This window comes from Roseomonas mucosa ATCC BAA-692 (genome assembly GCF_000622225.1).
GTDB classification, from domain to species: domain Bacteria; phylum Pseudomonadota; class Alphaproteobacteria; order Acetobacterales; family Acetobacteraceae; genus Roseomonas; species Roseomonas mucosa.
The window spans coordinates 412,107-425,614 of sequence record NZ_JHWD01000002.1 but is presented as its reverse complement, the minus strand read 5'-3'; the positions used below and the strand labels follow the sequence as shown (position 1 = coordinate 425,614).

Annotated in this window: 14 protein-coding genes; 9 read left to right on the top strand and 5 right to left on the bottom strand. The window is 70.8% G+C overall.

Features of this window, described 5'->3' with window-relative positions; translation table 11 throughout:
• Together BT98_RS0104565 and BT98_RS0104560 are read left to right on the top strand one after the other, a co-directional pair.
• Positions 1-1,647, top strand: a complete 1,647-nt coding sequence (locus tag BT98_RS0104565) for an ABC transporter permease (RefSeq protein WP_019462323.1) — start codon at positions 1-3, stop codon at positions 1,645-1,647.
• A gap of 110 nt (positions 1,648-1,757) precedes the next feature.
• Positions 1,758-2,039: a hypothetical protein gene (locus BT98_RS0104560; RefSeq protein WP_019462322.1), complete on the top strand. Its 282-nt coding sequence runs from the start codon at positions 1,758-1,760 to the stop codon at positions 2,037-2,039.
• Positions 2,040-2,162: 123 nt separating this feature from the next.
• Here the strand turns inward: BT98_RS0104560 and BT98_RS0104555 are convergent, their stop codons facing one another.
• The 3 genes from BT98_RS0104555 to BT98_RS23245 all read right to left on the bottom strand — a co-directional run bounded on the left by BT98_RS0104555 (position 2,163) and on the right by BT98_RS23245 (position 4,328).
• Positions 2,163-2,639, bottom strand: coding sequence for a GNAT family N-acetyltransferase (locus BT98_RS0104555; protein ID WP_026033419.1), 477 nt, complete (start codon positions 2,637-2,639; stop codon positions 2,163-2,165).
• Between the two features lie 129 nt (positions 2,640-2,768).
• Positions 2,769-3,212, bottom strand: a complete 444-nt coding sequence (locus tag BT98_RS26500) for a hypothetical protein (RefSeq protein WP_237719397.1) — start codon at positions 3,210-3,212, stop codon at positions 2,769-2,771.
• Between the two features lie 168 nt (positions 3,213-3,380).
• Positions 3,381-4,328 (bottom strand): LysR family transcriptional regulator, encoded by a 948-nt coding sequence (locus BT98_RS23245; protein WP_019462319.1) that lies wholly within the window; start codon positions 4,326-4,328, stop codon positions 3,381-3,383.
• 99 nt (positions 4,329-4,427) lie between these two features.
• Here BT98_RS23245 and BT98_RS0104540 point away from each other — a divergent pair, with 99 nt between their 5' ends.
• On the top strand, positions 4,428-5,039 hold the full coding sequence (locus tag BT98_RS0104540) for a chromate transporter (RefSeq protein ID WP_237719396.1): 612 nt from the start codon (positions 4,428-4,430) through the stop codon (positions 5,037-5,039).
• The gene (locus BT98_RS0104535) at positions 5,036-5,566 is read left to right on the top strand and encodes a chromate transporter (RefSeq protein WP_019462317.1); all 531 of its coding nucleotides are present in this window, start codon (positions 5,036-5,038) and stop codon (positions 5,564-5,566) included. The genes BT98_RS0104540 and BT98_RS0104535 overlap by 4 nt, the downstream gene beginning before the upstream one ends.
• Before the next feature lie 42 nt (positions 5,567-5,608).
• On the opposite strand, the gene BT98_RS0104530 is transcribed toward BT98_RS0104535, so the two are convergent.
• The gene (locus tag BT98_RS0104530) at positions 5,609-6,055 is read right to left on the bottom strand and encodes an NUDIX hydrolase (RefSeq protein WP_019462316.1); all 447 of its coding nucleotides are present in this window, start codon (positions 6,053-6,055) and stop codon (positions 5,609-5,611) included.
• Between the two features lie 260 nt (positions 6,056-6,315).
• Here BT98_RS0104530 and BT98_RS0104525 point away from each other — a divergent pair, with 260 nt between their 5' ends.
• The 4 genes from BT98_RS0104525 to BT98_RS25925 all read left to right on the top strand — a co-directional run bounded on the left by BT98_RS0104525 (position 6,316) and on the right by BT98_RS25925 (position 11,168).
• A complete protein-coding gene (locus tag BT98_RS0104525) occupies positions 6,316-6,972 on the top strand; it encodes a DUF47 domain-containing protein (RefSeq protein ID WP_019462315.1) in 657 nt (218 codons plus the stop codon).
• A gap of 16 nt (positions 6,973-6,988) precedes the next feature.
• Positions 6,989-7,996: an inorganic phosphate transporter gene (locus BT98_RS0104520; protein ID WP_019462314.1), complete on the top strand. Its 1,008-nt coding sequence runs from the start codon at positions 6,989-6,991 to the stop codon at positions 7,994-7,996.
• A gap of 226 nt (positions 7,997-8,222) precedes the next feature.
• Entirely contained in the window at positions 8,223-9,653 is a 1,431-nt protein-coding gene (locus tag BT98_RS0104515) for a M20 family metallopeptidase (RefSeq protein ID WP_019462313.1), read from the top strand.
• Positions 9,654-9,908: 255 nt separating this feature from the next.
• Positions 9,909-11,168 (top strand): GGDEF domain-containing protein, encoded by a 1,260-nt coding sequence (locus tag BT98_RS25925; RefSeq protein WP_019462312.1) that lies wholly within the window; start codon positions 9,909-9,911, stop codon positions 11,166-11,168.
• Here the strand turns inward: BT98_RS25925 and BT98_RS0104505 are convergent.
• A complete protein-coding gene (locus BT98_RS0104505; RefSeq protein ID WP_019462311.1) occupies positions 11,155-12,261 on the bottom strand; it encodes a M20/M25/M40 family metallo-hydrolase in 1,107 nt (368 codons plus the stop codon). The genes BT98_RS25925 and BT98_RS0104505 overlap by 14 nt on opposite strands.
• Positions 12,262-12,362: 101 nt before the next feature.
• Here BT98_RS0104505 and BT98_RS0104500 point away from each other — a divergent pair, with 101 nt between their 5' ends.
• On the top strand, positions 12,363-13,499 hold the full coding sequence (locus BT98_RS0104500; RefSeq protein WP_019462310.1) for a threonine synthase: 1,137 nt from the start codon (positions 12,363-12,365) through the stop codon (positions 13,497-13,499).
• Positions 13,500-13,508 lie beyond the last annotated feature (9 nt).

The following is a 13,508-nucleotide window of genomic DNA, read 5'->3' as shown; positions in this document are numbered from 1 at the left end:
TTGAATCCATCCCTGCTGCCCTCCCGCGGGCTGGCGCTCCTGGCGCTGGCCTGGCTGGTCCTGGTCGGTGCGGCGCCGCTGCTGCGGCTCCTGAGCGAGGCCTCCGGCCCGGCCCTGGCCCTGCTGCCCGCCGATGCGGCCGTCTGGCGCGCCACCTGGCGCACCGTGGCGGTGGCGGCCGGGGCCTGCCTGCTGGCCTGCCTGCTCGGCATGGCGCTGGTGTCGCTGCTGCTGCTGCGCGCGCCGCCCGGGCGGCGGGTTCTGCTCTTCCTGTGCATCCTACCGGCCCTGGTGCCGCCGCAGGTCCTGGCCCTGGCCTTCTCGCAGGCGGCGGGCCCGTCCTCTCCTCTGCTTCTCGCCCTGGGTCTCGCCCCGCCCCTGGGCACCCCGAATCCGCTCTACGGCCCCGGCGGCATGATCGCGCTTCTCGGCCTGCAAGGCGCGCCGCTGGTGCTGCTGGCCATGGCGGCGGTGCTGCGGCGCGTGCCGGGGGAGAACCTCGCCGCTGCGCGCGGACTCGGCGCCGGGCCGTCCGAGGCGCTGCGCCGCGTCGTCTGGCCGCTGCTCCTGCCCGGCCTGCTGGCCGGGGCGGGGCTCGCCTGGATCGCGGCGCTGGGCAATTTCGGCGTGGCCGCCCTGCTGGGCATCCCGGCGCGCTGGATCACCCTGCCGATCCTGATCTGGCAGCGGCTGTCCGGCGCCGGCACCGGCGCGCTGGGGCAGTCGGCGGCGCTGTCGCTGCTGCTCGCCGCGCTGGCCGCGCCGGGGCTGTTGGCGCAGCGGGCGGCGATCCGGGCCGCGTCGCTGCCCTCCGGCAAGCCCTTCGAGCCCTTGCGGGCGGGGCAGGGGGCCCGGCTGGGTGTGGCGCTGCTGTGGCTGGGCCTCGTACTCGTCCTGTTGGTGCCGCTGCTGTCGCTGCTGGCGGCCTCGCTTGTGCCGGCCTTCGGCGTGCCGATCTCCGCCGGCACGGCCACGCTGCGCCACTGGGGCGCGGCCTTCGCGCCGGGCTCGCAGACCCTGGGCGCGCTGGGCAATTCCCTGCTCCTGTCGGCCCTGGCGGCGCTGATCCTGGCCCTGGCGGCGCTGCCGGTGGCGATCTCGCTGCGTGGCCGGGCGGTCCGCATCGGGGCGATCGGGACGGATCTCTCCTATGCCCTGCCGGGGGCCTGCACCGGCGTCGCGGCGCTGCTGCTGGTCCTCTCCACCCCCTTTGGCGGTTGGGCCTATGGCACGCTGGCGCTGATCCTCTTCGCCTATCTGGCGCGGTTCCAGGCCATGGCCCTGCGGCCCGCCGCCGCCGCCGCGGCACGGCTCGACCCGCTGCTGGACTTCGCGGCGCGCGGCATGGGGGCGGGGCTCTGGTCCCGCCTGCGTTCCGTCCACCTGCCGCCGCTGACACCGGGGCTGGCCGCGGGGGGAATTCTCGTGGCGCTTCAGGCGGTGAACGAGGTCACGATCTCCACCCTGCTCCACGGCCCGGGCACGCAGACCCTGGGCGTGCTGGTCTTCAACCTCCAGGATGGGGGCGATGGCCCGCAGGCGGCGGCGGTGTCGCTGGTGGCCCTGCTCCTGGTGGCGGGGTTGATGGCCCTGGCCAGCCTCTTCGCGCGTCGGTTGCCGGATGGCACCCTGCCGTGGCGGCCATGAGACAGGCGCCGGGAATTCCGCATCCAGGCTCTTGCAAGTGAATTGAGGCGGTTGCCGTTCAACCTTCAAGCGGCTTATGAGACCCCTCAGAGTTTCACCACGAGACAGCAATGAAGAAGATCGCCCTGGTTCTGCTGGTCGCCCTGGCCGGATGCTCCACCACGCCGAAGGCGCCGGAGGTGGTGGATCCGCTGGAGGCATACCGGCCCGCCTGCAAGGAGAAGTGGCAGACGCTCTACGCCATCGAGAAGTGCGCGCAGGCGGGCTACGATCAGGCACGCGGCATGCCGGCGGTCGGCGAGACCCCCACCGCCAGCGCCGAGCCGGAAGCCCCCGCCACCAAGGCCGCTGCCAAGACCACCACGGCGCGCGGCCGCAGCCAGCGCCACTAGGCGACCGGAACGGGGCTTGCCTCGGAGGGACGCTTCGGGCGCCCGCCCGGAACGAGTCCGGACGGATCGGCCACCGCAGCTTTTCGTCCCGGAAGCGGATTCGCAGATCCGGGCGATGCCTTCCTACAGCGATCCACCCTGGTCCTGCCGCTTGCGCAGGCCGCGGGACAGGGCCGGGCCTTCCTCAGTGAAGCCACTGTCGCGAAGAAAGGCCAAGCCAGCCGCGGCACCGGATGGTGGCGCGGCCTCCAGCCGGTCGCAGCCCGCCTGCCGTGCGGCCTGAGCCCCGGCCTTGAGCAGAAGACGCCCGATCCCACGCCTGCGGTCCGCCTCCGCGACACGGAGGGCCGATATCCGCGCGACAGGCCGGTTGTCCCGCAGGGTGGAATGCCAGTGCAGGGCGATGACGCCAGCCAGGGGGCCATAATCGGCTGCGACCAGAACGGCGCTGGCAGGATCGCGCAGGAGGCGTTCCAGCCGTTCCGACATCTGCAAGGGTGGAATCGGCGGTCCATCCCCCTGCAGGAGGATGGCCAGTTCAGTGGCATCGGCGAGCAGAGCGCCCCGGATCTCGACCCCGTAGCGACGTCCCGGACTCAAGCTGCTACCTTGCCTGGCCGGATCGGGTCATTCCCCGGTCCGCCGCGATGGCCGTCGCGCCAGGATCCGCGATTCCGTCGACCTTCGGGGCATGGGGAGCGAGGGGCCGTCCGCTCCCCGATGCCGACGTCAGTCCAGATCAGCCTGGGCCAGTACCAGCGCCTTGGGATTATCGCGATCGAGGCCGAGGCGGATCTCGAAGAGGCGCTCATGCGCCGCCACGAGGCTCTCCACACCCTTCCGTCGTTCCGGACCCGAATATTGACCGGATTTCAGCAGCGCCTTCTCCGTGATCCGAAGCAATTCCCAGGCGATTTCGACATCGCCCTGATCGCAGGCCTGATGAAAGGCCAGGAGAAGCTTGTCTGACAGTCGCCGACTATGCCGCATCATGACTGGGCGAGGCGATTTATCGAGCGCCATGCCGAACCTCGCTTTGGTGATGAGATCACTATGTCGTGCATTGGCGCTGCCTTCCAGGCCTGTTCTCAAGGAGACCGACGAATCGGCGCGAATGTAGCGGGACGGCAACGGTATGGTTGTGGGCCGCAGGCAGACCACCCGCACCGTCAATGTCGTTTCATGCTTGATAAGTTGTTTTATGCACAAGAATTTCAACTTATGGTTGCATAAGACCCACGTGCCTGCGTGAAGGCAGCCGCAGAATCAAGCCTGTGACAAAGTGGGCTTTTGTTTGCCGGGGGGGTGCCGGTCCAGGCGGGCGGAATGCGGGCCAGGTGCTCATTCGGCCTGCTTCCCGATGCCGCCGGGCGGGATGGCGTCCGTTCCCGCGCAGCGGATCTCCGCCAGGAAGCGGCACAAGGTTTCCGGCAGAGGGCCGGTGCGGTAGGCGAGGTGGATCGGCGCCACCAGTTCCGGCATCGGCTCCAGCGCGCGATAGGCCACGCCTTCCAGGTTCAGCCGGCGCATGGAGACGGGCACGACAGATATCCCGAGTCCCGCCGCGACGAGGCTCAGCGTGGAAAGCATGCGCGGCGCCTCCTGGCCGATGAAGGGGCTGAAGCCGGCGGCGCGGCAGGCGGAGAGGATGCCGTCATAGAGCCCCGCCCCGCTGTGGCGGCGATACAGGATGAAGGTCTCGTGCCGCAGGGCGGCAAGGGGCAGGGGTTGCCGGCCGCCGCGCCCATGGGGTGCCAGCGGATGGGCTGTGGGCAGGGCGGCCAGCATCCTTTCCTCCAGCACGGCCTCGGCCACCAGCCCAGGCAGGGACAGGCTCGGGGCGCGGATGAAGGCGGCATCGAGCCGCTCCGCTTCCAGCGCCTGGATCAGCTCCGACGAGCTGCTTTCCTCCAGCACCAGCGTCACCCCCGGGGAGGACTGGCGGAAGCTCCGCAGCACGGAGGGCACGAAGGGGTGGAAGGCAGCCGAGCCGGTGAAGCCGATGGCGATCCGCCCCCTTTCACCGGCGGCGATGCCCCGCACATGCGCCACCGCCTCGTCCATCCTCTGCAGGATGCCGCGCGCCTCGGCGAGGAAGGCCGCGCCGCTCTCGGTGAGTGCCATGCCGCGCGGCTGCCGCTGGAAGAGCGTGACGCCGAGTTGGCGTTCCAGCAGGCGGATCTGCTGGCTCAGCGGCGGCTGCCGGATGCCGAGGCGTTCCGCCGCCCGGGTGAGGTGGCCGAACTCCGCCACGGCGACGAAGTAGCGGAGCAGGCGCGTCTCTATCACTGTGCCATATCCTGAAGATATGTCCTGGGGCTGTTCCATCTATTAGACAGAATGAAGGATGGAGCGTAGCCCGTCACTTCCGGCCGGTGCGTGGAAGCGATGCGCCGAAGGACTGGCGCGATGGAGGTGGCGATGCGGATGGAGGTGGGCCCGATGCAAGGCGAACAGGTGGCAGGGCGGCACGATCCCGGCCGGGCGGAACTCTTCCTGGGCTTTCTCGGCCTGGGCATGACGGCCTTCGGCGGCGCCCTGCCGCTGGCACGGCACATGATCGTGCAGAAGCGCCGCTGGATGAGCGAGACGGAGTTCACCGAGCTGCTCGGCCTCTGCCAGTTCCTGCCCGGCGGCAATGTGGTGAACCTGTCGGTGGCGGTGGGCTACCGCTTCGGCGGCGTGACCGGCGCGCTGGCGGCGATCTCCGGCCTGCTCGCGGTGCCCACGCTGGTGGTGATCGCGCTGGGCGTGATCTACGACCGCTACCACGACGATCCCTCCGTGCGGCACTTCTTCGCCGGCCTGGCCGCCGCCGCCGCCGGGCTGCTGCTGGCCACGGGCATCCGTATCGCCCGGCCGCTGCTCCGCCGCCCCTGGCCGGCCCTGGTGGCGCTGGTCTGCGTCCTGGCCATCGCCGTCTTCCGCCTGCCGCTGCTGCCGACCATGATCGTGTTGACGCCGCTGGCCATCCTGGCCTCGCGCCGGAGCGCCGCATGACGCCGGTGCTGGTCTCCATCGCCCTGATCTTCGGGGAGCTGTCGCTGCTGGCCTTCGGCGGCGGCAACAGCATCCTGCCGGAGATGCAGCGGCGTGTGGTCGAGGTGCATCACTGGATGTCGGCGGAGGAGTTCAGTGCTCTCTTCGCGCTGGCGCAGGCGGCGCCGGGGCCGAACCTGATGGTGGTGCCGCTGGTCGGCTGGACCGTGGCGGGCTGGCCCGGGCTGGCGGTGGCGAGCGCCGCGAAGTTCATCCCGTCCTCGGCCCTGACCATCCTCGCCGTGCGCCTCTGGGACCGCAGCCGGGACCGGCCCTGGCGCCGCTGGGTGCAGGAGGGACTGCTGCCGATGACCTCCGGCCTGGTGGTGGCCAGCGGCATCGTGATCACGGAGGCCTCGGTACGGGGCATCGGCCTGGCGCTGATCGCCCTGGCCTGCACCGCGATCCCGCTGCGCTGGAAGGTGCACCCGCTCTGGCTGCTGTTCGGAGGCGCCCTGGCGGGGCTGGCAGGGCTCGGAGCCCTGTAGCATCCGCGGGAACCTTTGGGGCGCGCGCTGCGGCGAGGCGCCCTAGGCCGCGCTGTCCCGGGGCCGCGTCAGGCCCAGCAGGAGGGCGCTCAAACCCGCATCGCCCACCAGTTGCGCGGCGCCGGACAGGGTGAACCAGCGGGTCTCCCGCTCCCGCCGTTCCGGCCAGTCCTCGAGCTGCTTCTCCACCCGCATGGGAAAGACCTGCACCTGGCAAGGCAGTTCCCGGCCGCTCCGCAACCGCTTGCTGTAGCAGTAGGAGCCCAGGGCTTTGGCCTGGACCTCGCCGATCAGCCCGGCTTCCTCATAGGCTTCCTTGGCGGCGAGCTCGTGCGGCGCCACGCCCTTCTCGGCCCAGCCCTTGGGGATGATCCAGCGATGCGTCTCACGGCTGGTGACCAGCATCACCATCGTCTCTCCCGCCTGTTCGGCGATGGGCAGGGCCGCGTACTGGCAACCTTGCCCCTTCTTCTTCATCTTCTGTGACATTGCACGAGGTGGTGTCCTTCACGCCCGTTTCCGGGTCGAATCTTTCACGGTCCCTGATCGAATCTCGAAAATGGGCACGAAAACGGAAGATTACAATGCGGCTCCCGGTCCGGCGCGTCCATCCCGCCGGCCGGGAAAGTCGCCAGCCGCAGTGTGGCCAGGACGCCATGTGACGGTTAGAAGACGCCTCCGCGGTCAGGCATTCCTGTCCTGGCCCCGCGTTCCTGGCCGCGAGCGGCGGCTTTTCAAAGGTTTGTCCGATGCTCGGCTGGTTCCGCCGCATGCTTCCGCGCGAGGAGCGATTCTTCGGCCTGTTCCAGCAGCATTCCGCCGCGATCGTGGTGGGCGCCACGGAACTGCGGGCCATGCTGCGGGGCGGCGAGGCGACGGCCACGCATTTCCCGGCCGTGCTGGCCGCCGAGGATCATGCCGATGCCGTGACGCGGGAGGTCGTGCAGGCGGTGCGGCGGACCTTCGTCACCCCCTTCGACCGCGGCGACATCCAGGCGCTGATCGGCGCCATGGACGATACGCTGGACCAGATGAAGAAGACGGCCAAGACGATCCGCTTCTTCGGCATGACCGAGTTCGGGCCGGAGATGGGCCGCATGGGCGACACCATCCTGCGCTGTGCCGAGCTGCTGCGCGACACCGTGCCGCTGCTGTCGGACATCACCGGCAACGCCGCCCGCATCAACGCGCTCTGCGAATCCATCCGGGCGGCGGAGGGCGAGGCGGACGACATCCACGACCAGGGCGTGACCGAGCTGTTCCGCCGCATCTCGGAGGAGAAGGCACCGGACGGGGCGATGCGCTTCATCGCGGTGCGCGAGGTCTTCGACCAGCTCGAACGGGTGGTCGATCTCTTCGACGACGCGGCGAATCAGGTCGAGAGCATCGTCATCGGGCACGTCTGAGCCGGGAGCCCTGCCCATGCCGGTCGAGACCCTCGCCCTGCCACTGCTCGTCGGCCTGATCGCCGTCGCGCTGTTCTTCGATTTCCTGAACGGGCTGCACGACGCCGCCAACGCCATCGCCACCATCGTGGCGACGCGTGTGCTGCGGCCGCATCATGCCGTGGCCTGGGCGGCCTTCTTCAACTTCATCGCCTTCCTGTTCTTCGGCCTGCACGTGGCCGAGACCATCGGCACCGGCATCGTGGACGCGGAGATCGTGGATGCGCGGGTGATCTTCGGCGCGCTGGCCGGCGCCATCGCCTGGAACATCATCACCTGGTGGCGCGGCATCCCGTCCTCCTCCTCCCATGCGCTGGTCGGCGGCATCCTGGGGGCCGGCACGGTGAAGGCGGGGATCGGGGCGATCGTCTGGTCCGGCCTGGGCAAGACGGTCGCGGCCATCGTGCTCTCTCCGCTGCTGGGGCTGGTCCTGGCGCTGCTGCTGGTCTTCGCCGTGTCCTGGATCTTCGCGCGGTCCACCCCCTTCGCGGTGGACCGCTCCTTCCGGATCCTGCAGTTCTTCTCGGCCTCCGCCTATGCGCTCGGCCATGGCGGCAACGACGCGCAGAAGACCATGGGGATCATCGCCGTCCTGCTCTATTCCCAGGGGATGCTGGGCGGCGAGTTCCACGTGCCGCTCTGGGTCGTGCTGTCCTGCCATGCCGCCATCGCGCTGGGCACGCTGACGGGCGGCTGGCGCATCGTCCATACCATGGGCTCCCGCATCACCCGGCTGACCCCGGTGCAGGGCTTCTGCGCCGAGACCGGCGGCGCCATCACGCTCTTCATGGCCACGGGCTTCGGCGTGCCCGTCTCCACCACCCATACCATCACCGGCGCCATCGTCGGCGTCGGCTCGGCGCGTCGTGCCTCGGCGGTGCGCTGGGGGGTGGCCGGCAGCATCGTGGTGGCCTGGGTCGTCACGCTGCCCGCCTCGGCGGCGATCGCGGCGCTGGCCTACTGGGCGGTGGGCTTCCTCGGCTGAGGCGCTGGGCTGGCACGGCCGCCAGCCTCCGGAAGCCCCGCTGGCGGGATGTATCCATGGGGGCTCGGCCGGGTTCCGGCCCACGCGGGTTGGGCGCATAGTCCCGCCCCGCCACGGCCGGGCGGTCGTTCCGCGAGAGCCTTTCCCCCTGTGCCATGACGAGGGGACCGCCTTGCCGCACCGGCCGCCCCCGGAACCGGACCCGAAGCAGACAGGATTGTTTCCGATGCAGAACAGCGAAGAGATCTGGCGCCACGTCGAGAAGAAGCGCGACGACTATATCGGCCTTTCCGACCGGGTCTGGGGCATGCCGGAACTGGCCTATGGCGAGCACCGCTCGGTGGCGGAGCATATTGCCCAGCTGGAGAAGGAAGGCTTCCGCATCACGAAGGATGTCGCGGGCATCCCGACCGCGGTGATGGGCGAGGCGGGCGAGGGCGGGCCGGTGATCGCCATCCTGGGCGAGTACGACGCGCTGCCCGGGCTGAGCCAGGAGGCCGGCCTGGCCGAGCCGCGCCCGGTCGAGGGCCAGGAAGGCAAGGGCCATGGCTGCGGCCACAACCTGCTCGGCTCCGCCGCCCTGCTGGCGGCAGCGGCGGTGAAGGACTGGTTGGCGGAGAACGGCATCAGGGGCCGCGTGCGCTACTACGGCTGCCCGGCCGAGGAAGGCGGCGCCGCCAAGGGCTTCATGGTGCGCGACGGCGCCTTCAAGGATGTGGACATCGCCATCTCCTGGCATCCGGCGCCGCTGTCCGGCGTGAACGACGCGGTGAGTCTCGCCAACACACGCATCGACTTCACCTTCACCGGCCGCTCCTCCCACGCCGCCGCCGCGCCGGAACTCGGCCGCTCGGCGCTCGACGCGGTGGAGCTGATGAATGTCGGTGTGAACTACATGCGCGAGCATATGCCGAGCCATGCCCGCGTCCACTACGCCTATCTGGATGCCGGCGGCATCGCGCCGAACGTGGTGCAGGGCTCGGCCAAGGTGCGCTACCTGATCCGCGCCGCCGACCTGAACGAGCTGAACGCGCTGGTCGCCCGCGTCCGCAAGATCGCCGACGGCGCGGCGCTGATGACCGAGACGGCTGTCGCCACCAAGGTGGTCAGCGCCGTCTCGAACCTGATGGGCAACACGCCGCTGGAACAGGCGATGTACGACAACTTCCAGCGCCTGGGCCCGCCACAGTTCGACGAGGAGGACCGCGCCTTCGCGGAGGAGATCCGCAAGACGCTGAACGATGACGACATCGCCGCCGCCTTCCGCCGCGCCGGCGTGCCGGTGGACCGGAACAAGCCGCTGGCCGACTTCATCGTGCCGCTGCATTCCAGGGGCCGGGGCGGCGTCGGCTCCACCGATGTGGGCGACGTCTCCTGGGTGGTGCCGACGGTGCAGGCGCGCGGCGCCACCTATGCCATCGGCACGCCGGGGCATTCCTGGCAGCTCACGGCGCAGGGCAAGTCCGGCATCGCCCACAAGGGCCTGCTGCATGTCGCCAAGGTGATGGCGGGCACGGCGGTGGATGCGCTGCAGGACCCCTCGCTGATCGAGAAGGCCAAGGCCGATCTCGCGGCGCGGACGGCGGCCACCCCCTATGTCTGCCCGCTGCCCGCGGATGTGCAGCCGCCCATCCAGGCGATGAGCAAGGGCGTCTGACCGGACAGGTGGGGCGGCTCCGACGGCTATTCCCGCCGGACCGTCCCCGCCTCTGAGGGGGTGGATCGATGCCCGGCCGGGGGCCGCCTGCCGCGGAAAGAGGGGCTTTTCCGTGTGGCTGGGGCAGATCTTAGCGAACCAAGCTTAAATCCAACGTGGAATGATGACTTTTGCGTGTGAATGATCCATAGGAATCACGTCATGCGGGTGGAGCGAGGTCGGGTTCATGGAAGCCTAAGACCGCCGCCCCCTCCGATGCCGCCGAAGAGGGTCACCCGCCGCGACATGTTCCTGGACGCTCCGACCCTGATCCTGGCCGTCACCCTGGTGACCGGCACCAGCGCCCTGGCCTGCCTCATGTCCTGGCGGGCCAGCCCGGGACATGACCTGCCGCTGATCTTCGGAGGGGCCTTCCTCAGCGAAACCCTGGCCATGGCCCTTCAGTTCGACCGCTCCGCCCTGCCTCTGCTGGTGACGGTGGACCTGTCGAACGCGCTGGCCATCCTCTGCTCCGCGCTGATCTGGGCCGGGCACCGCCGGGCCGACGGGCGCGCGACCCCCGTCCTGCTGATCCTGCTGGCGCCGCTGGTCTGGCTCCTGGCCTGCCGGATCCCGGAATTCTACGGCCGCTACGACCGGCGCGTGCTGCTGGCCTCGCTCCTGCACGGCGGCCTGTTCGCCGTCGCGGCCTGGGAGCTGTGGCGTGGCCGGGCCGAAAGGATCTCGGCGCGCTGGTGGATGTTCGCGGCGATGGTCGGCAGCGTCGCGGTCATGGCCTTCCGGGGTGTGGCGATGCTGGTGTCCCCCGATCCGGTGCGGTTCCACTTCCTGCCGGATCTCTCGCTCGGGCTGGTCCTGGTCAGCGCGCTCGTCTTCTTCGTCCTGCACGGCTTCGGGGCGGTGACCATGATCCGAGAGCGTGCGGAGGCCCATTACCGCCGGGAGGCCTGCAGCGACCCGCTGACCGGCTTGCCGAACCGCCGTCGCTTCGACCAGGCCTATGCCCATGAATTCGCGCGTGCGCGGCACCATGGCCGGCCGCTGTCGGTCCTCATGATCGACGCGGATCACTTCAAGGCCATCAACGACCACCACGGCCATCCGGAAGGGGATGCCTGCCTGCGGCGCGTGGCGAAGGTGCTGCAACGCAACCTGCGCGACGGCAGCGACCTCGCGGCCCGGCTCGGCGGGGAAGAGTTCGCCGTCCTGCTGCCCGGGACCGGGCTGGAGGCGGCGATGGGCGTGGCGGAGCGGATCCGCCGCTCCATGCGGGCACAGGGCATCCCGCACCCCACGGCACGCGGCGGCATGGCAACGCTGAGCCTGGGCGTCGCCGCCATGGCGCCCGGGCAGGAGATCAGCCCCCGGAGCCTGCTGGAAGCGGCGGACCGGGCACTCTATGCCGCCAAGCGGGAAGGGCGGGACCTCGTCCGCGCCCAGGCGCCGGACAGCCGCGAGGCGCGGCCCGCTTCGCGGCTCCGGTCGCGGCCGGATCTGCCGCTCACCCAGTGCTGACGAGACGGCGGAAGAGCGGCACGGCCCGGGCGAGTTCCGCCAGCGGGACGTGCTCCCCCGGGCTGTGGGCCACGGCGATCGTGCCCGGGCCCAGCACGACGCAGGGCGCCAGGGCCTGGAGCTCCGTCGCGTCGGTGCCATAGGCGGCGGTGCGCGGCGCCTGGCCGGTCTCGCGCACCGCCAGCGCCACCAGCGGGTGCTCCTCCGGCAGTTCCGGCGCGCCAGGATCGGCCTGCATCTCCAGTGCCAGCCCGGCACGCTCCGCGGCCGCGCGCACCGCCGCCACGACCGGCGCCGGATCGATGCTGCGGGAATAGCGGAACTTGATGCGCGCCGTGGCACGGGGGACGGTGACGTTCACCGCCGTGCCGTGGTTGTCGATCAGCAGGTTGAAGTCGGAAAAGGGCGGGTCGTAGGCCGGGTCCTGCAACGCCGGATCGCTTCGCAGTCGGGCGAAGACCTCCCGCATCTCCGCCAGGAAGGGGATCAGCGCCCAGTTCGCGTTCACTCCCCGGGCGCCGGAGGAATGCGCCTGGATGCCCGTGGCGGTCGCGGTGAACATGACGTTGGCGCGGTGGCCGCGCACGGGGATCAGGCTGGTCGGCTCCGCCACCACGATGCCGCGCGGCACCGCGCGCCGGGCCAGTTCCGAACGCTGCGCCACGAGGCGGGCGCCCTGCTTGGTGGTTTCCTCGTCGGTGGTCAGCAGCAGGGTCACGGGGATGCCGGCGGGCAGGCCGCGCGCCGCGACCACAATGGCGGCCACCGGGCCCTTCATGTCGGCGGCGCCCAGGCCGTGCAGGATGCCCGCCTCGTCCACCCGGCCCGACCAGGGGTCCTCCGTCCAGCCGGTTTCCGGCACCGTGTCCATATGGCCCGACAGGGCGAGGCCGCCGCCGGACAGCGGGCCGCGATGGGCCACCAGGACGCGCTTGGCCACGCCGGCGGCATCCGCATAGTCCAGCCGCTCGATCTCGAAGCCACGCAGCTCGGCCTCCAGCCGCTCGGCGACGGGCAGGTTGGAGAGGCTGGAGCGGCTGTCGATCCGCACCAGGTCGCGGGCCAGGACAGCCACGGCATCGGCCTCGGTCATGCTCTTCTCCTGCTGCTTCCGTGCCCCTTGTCTCGCGCCCGGTCCGGCGCATGGCAAGGCCCCTTGCCGGGAGGCGGGAGCCGCGCGAGGCTCCGCGCCCCATGAGCAACACAGCCTATCTCGACCCCCGCTCCGGCCAGCGCTGGCCGCTGGAACTGCCGCGCTGGTGCGGCGACGGCGGACAGCCGCTCTTCCTCACCGACCTGCCCGGCATCGGCCGCGACGACATCGCGCGCGGCGAGCGTTCGGTCTGGCGCTATGCCGCGGCGCTGCCCTTCGCCCCTCCCGCCCCGATTTCGCTGGGCGAGGGTTGCACGCCGCTGCTGGAGCGCCGCCTCGGCGCCGGTACGGCCCTGGTGAAGTGCGAATGGTTCATGCCCACCAGCTCCTTCAAGGACCGTGGCGCCTCGGTGATGCTTTCGCTGCTGCGGGAACAGGGGATCGGCGCGGTGCTGGAGGACTCCTCCGGCAATGGCGGCGCGGCCATCGCCACCTATGCGGCGGCGGGCGGGATGCGGGCGCGCATCCTGGTGCCGGAATCGACCTCGCCCGCCAAGACGGTGCAGTCTCGCGCCGCCGGGGCCGAGATCCAGCTCGTGCCCGGCACGCGGCAGGACTGCGCCGACGAGGCGCTGCGCCAGGGGCGGGAGCGCGAGTCCGGCACCTTCTACGCCTCGCACAACTGGCATCCCTTCTTCCTGCACGGCACCAAGACCCTGGCCTATGAGCTCTGGGAGGATCTCGGCTTCCGAGCGCCGGACAACATCGTGATCCCCTGCGGCGCCGGCTCCAACGTGCTGGGCTGCTGGATCGGCTTCGCGGAGCTGCTGCGGGCCGGGCAGATCGCGCGGATGCCGCGCCTCTTCGCCGTGCAGCCGGCGAATTGCGCGCCCATCGCCCGCGCCGCGCTCGGCGCCCCGCCGGCTGAGCCGCGCCCGACCATCGCCGAGGGCACCGCCATTGCCGCGCCGATCCGCCTGCCGGAGGTCGTCCAGGCCTTGCGCGAAACGCATGGCGGCGCTGTCATTCTGGAGGAAGAGGAGATCGCCCGGGCCACGCTCGAACTGGCGGGGCAGGGCCTCTATGCCGAGCCGACCAGCGCGCAGGCGGCGGCAGGCTTCGGCCGGTTGCTGCGGGAAGGGCGCATCGGCGCGGCGCAGAGCACGGTGCTGCTGCTGACCGGCACGGGAGTGAAGGCCACGCCGCGGATCGCGGAACTGCTCGGGCTCACCGTCTGACGAACAAGA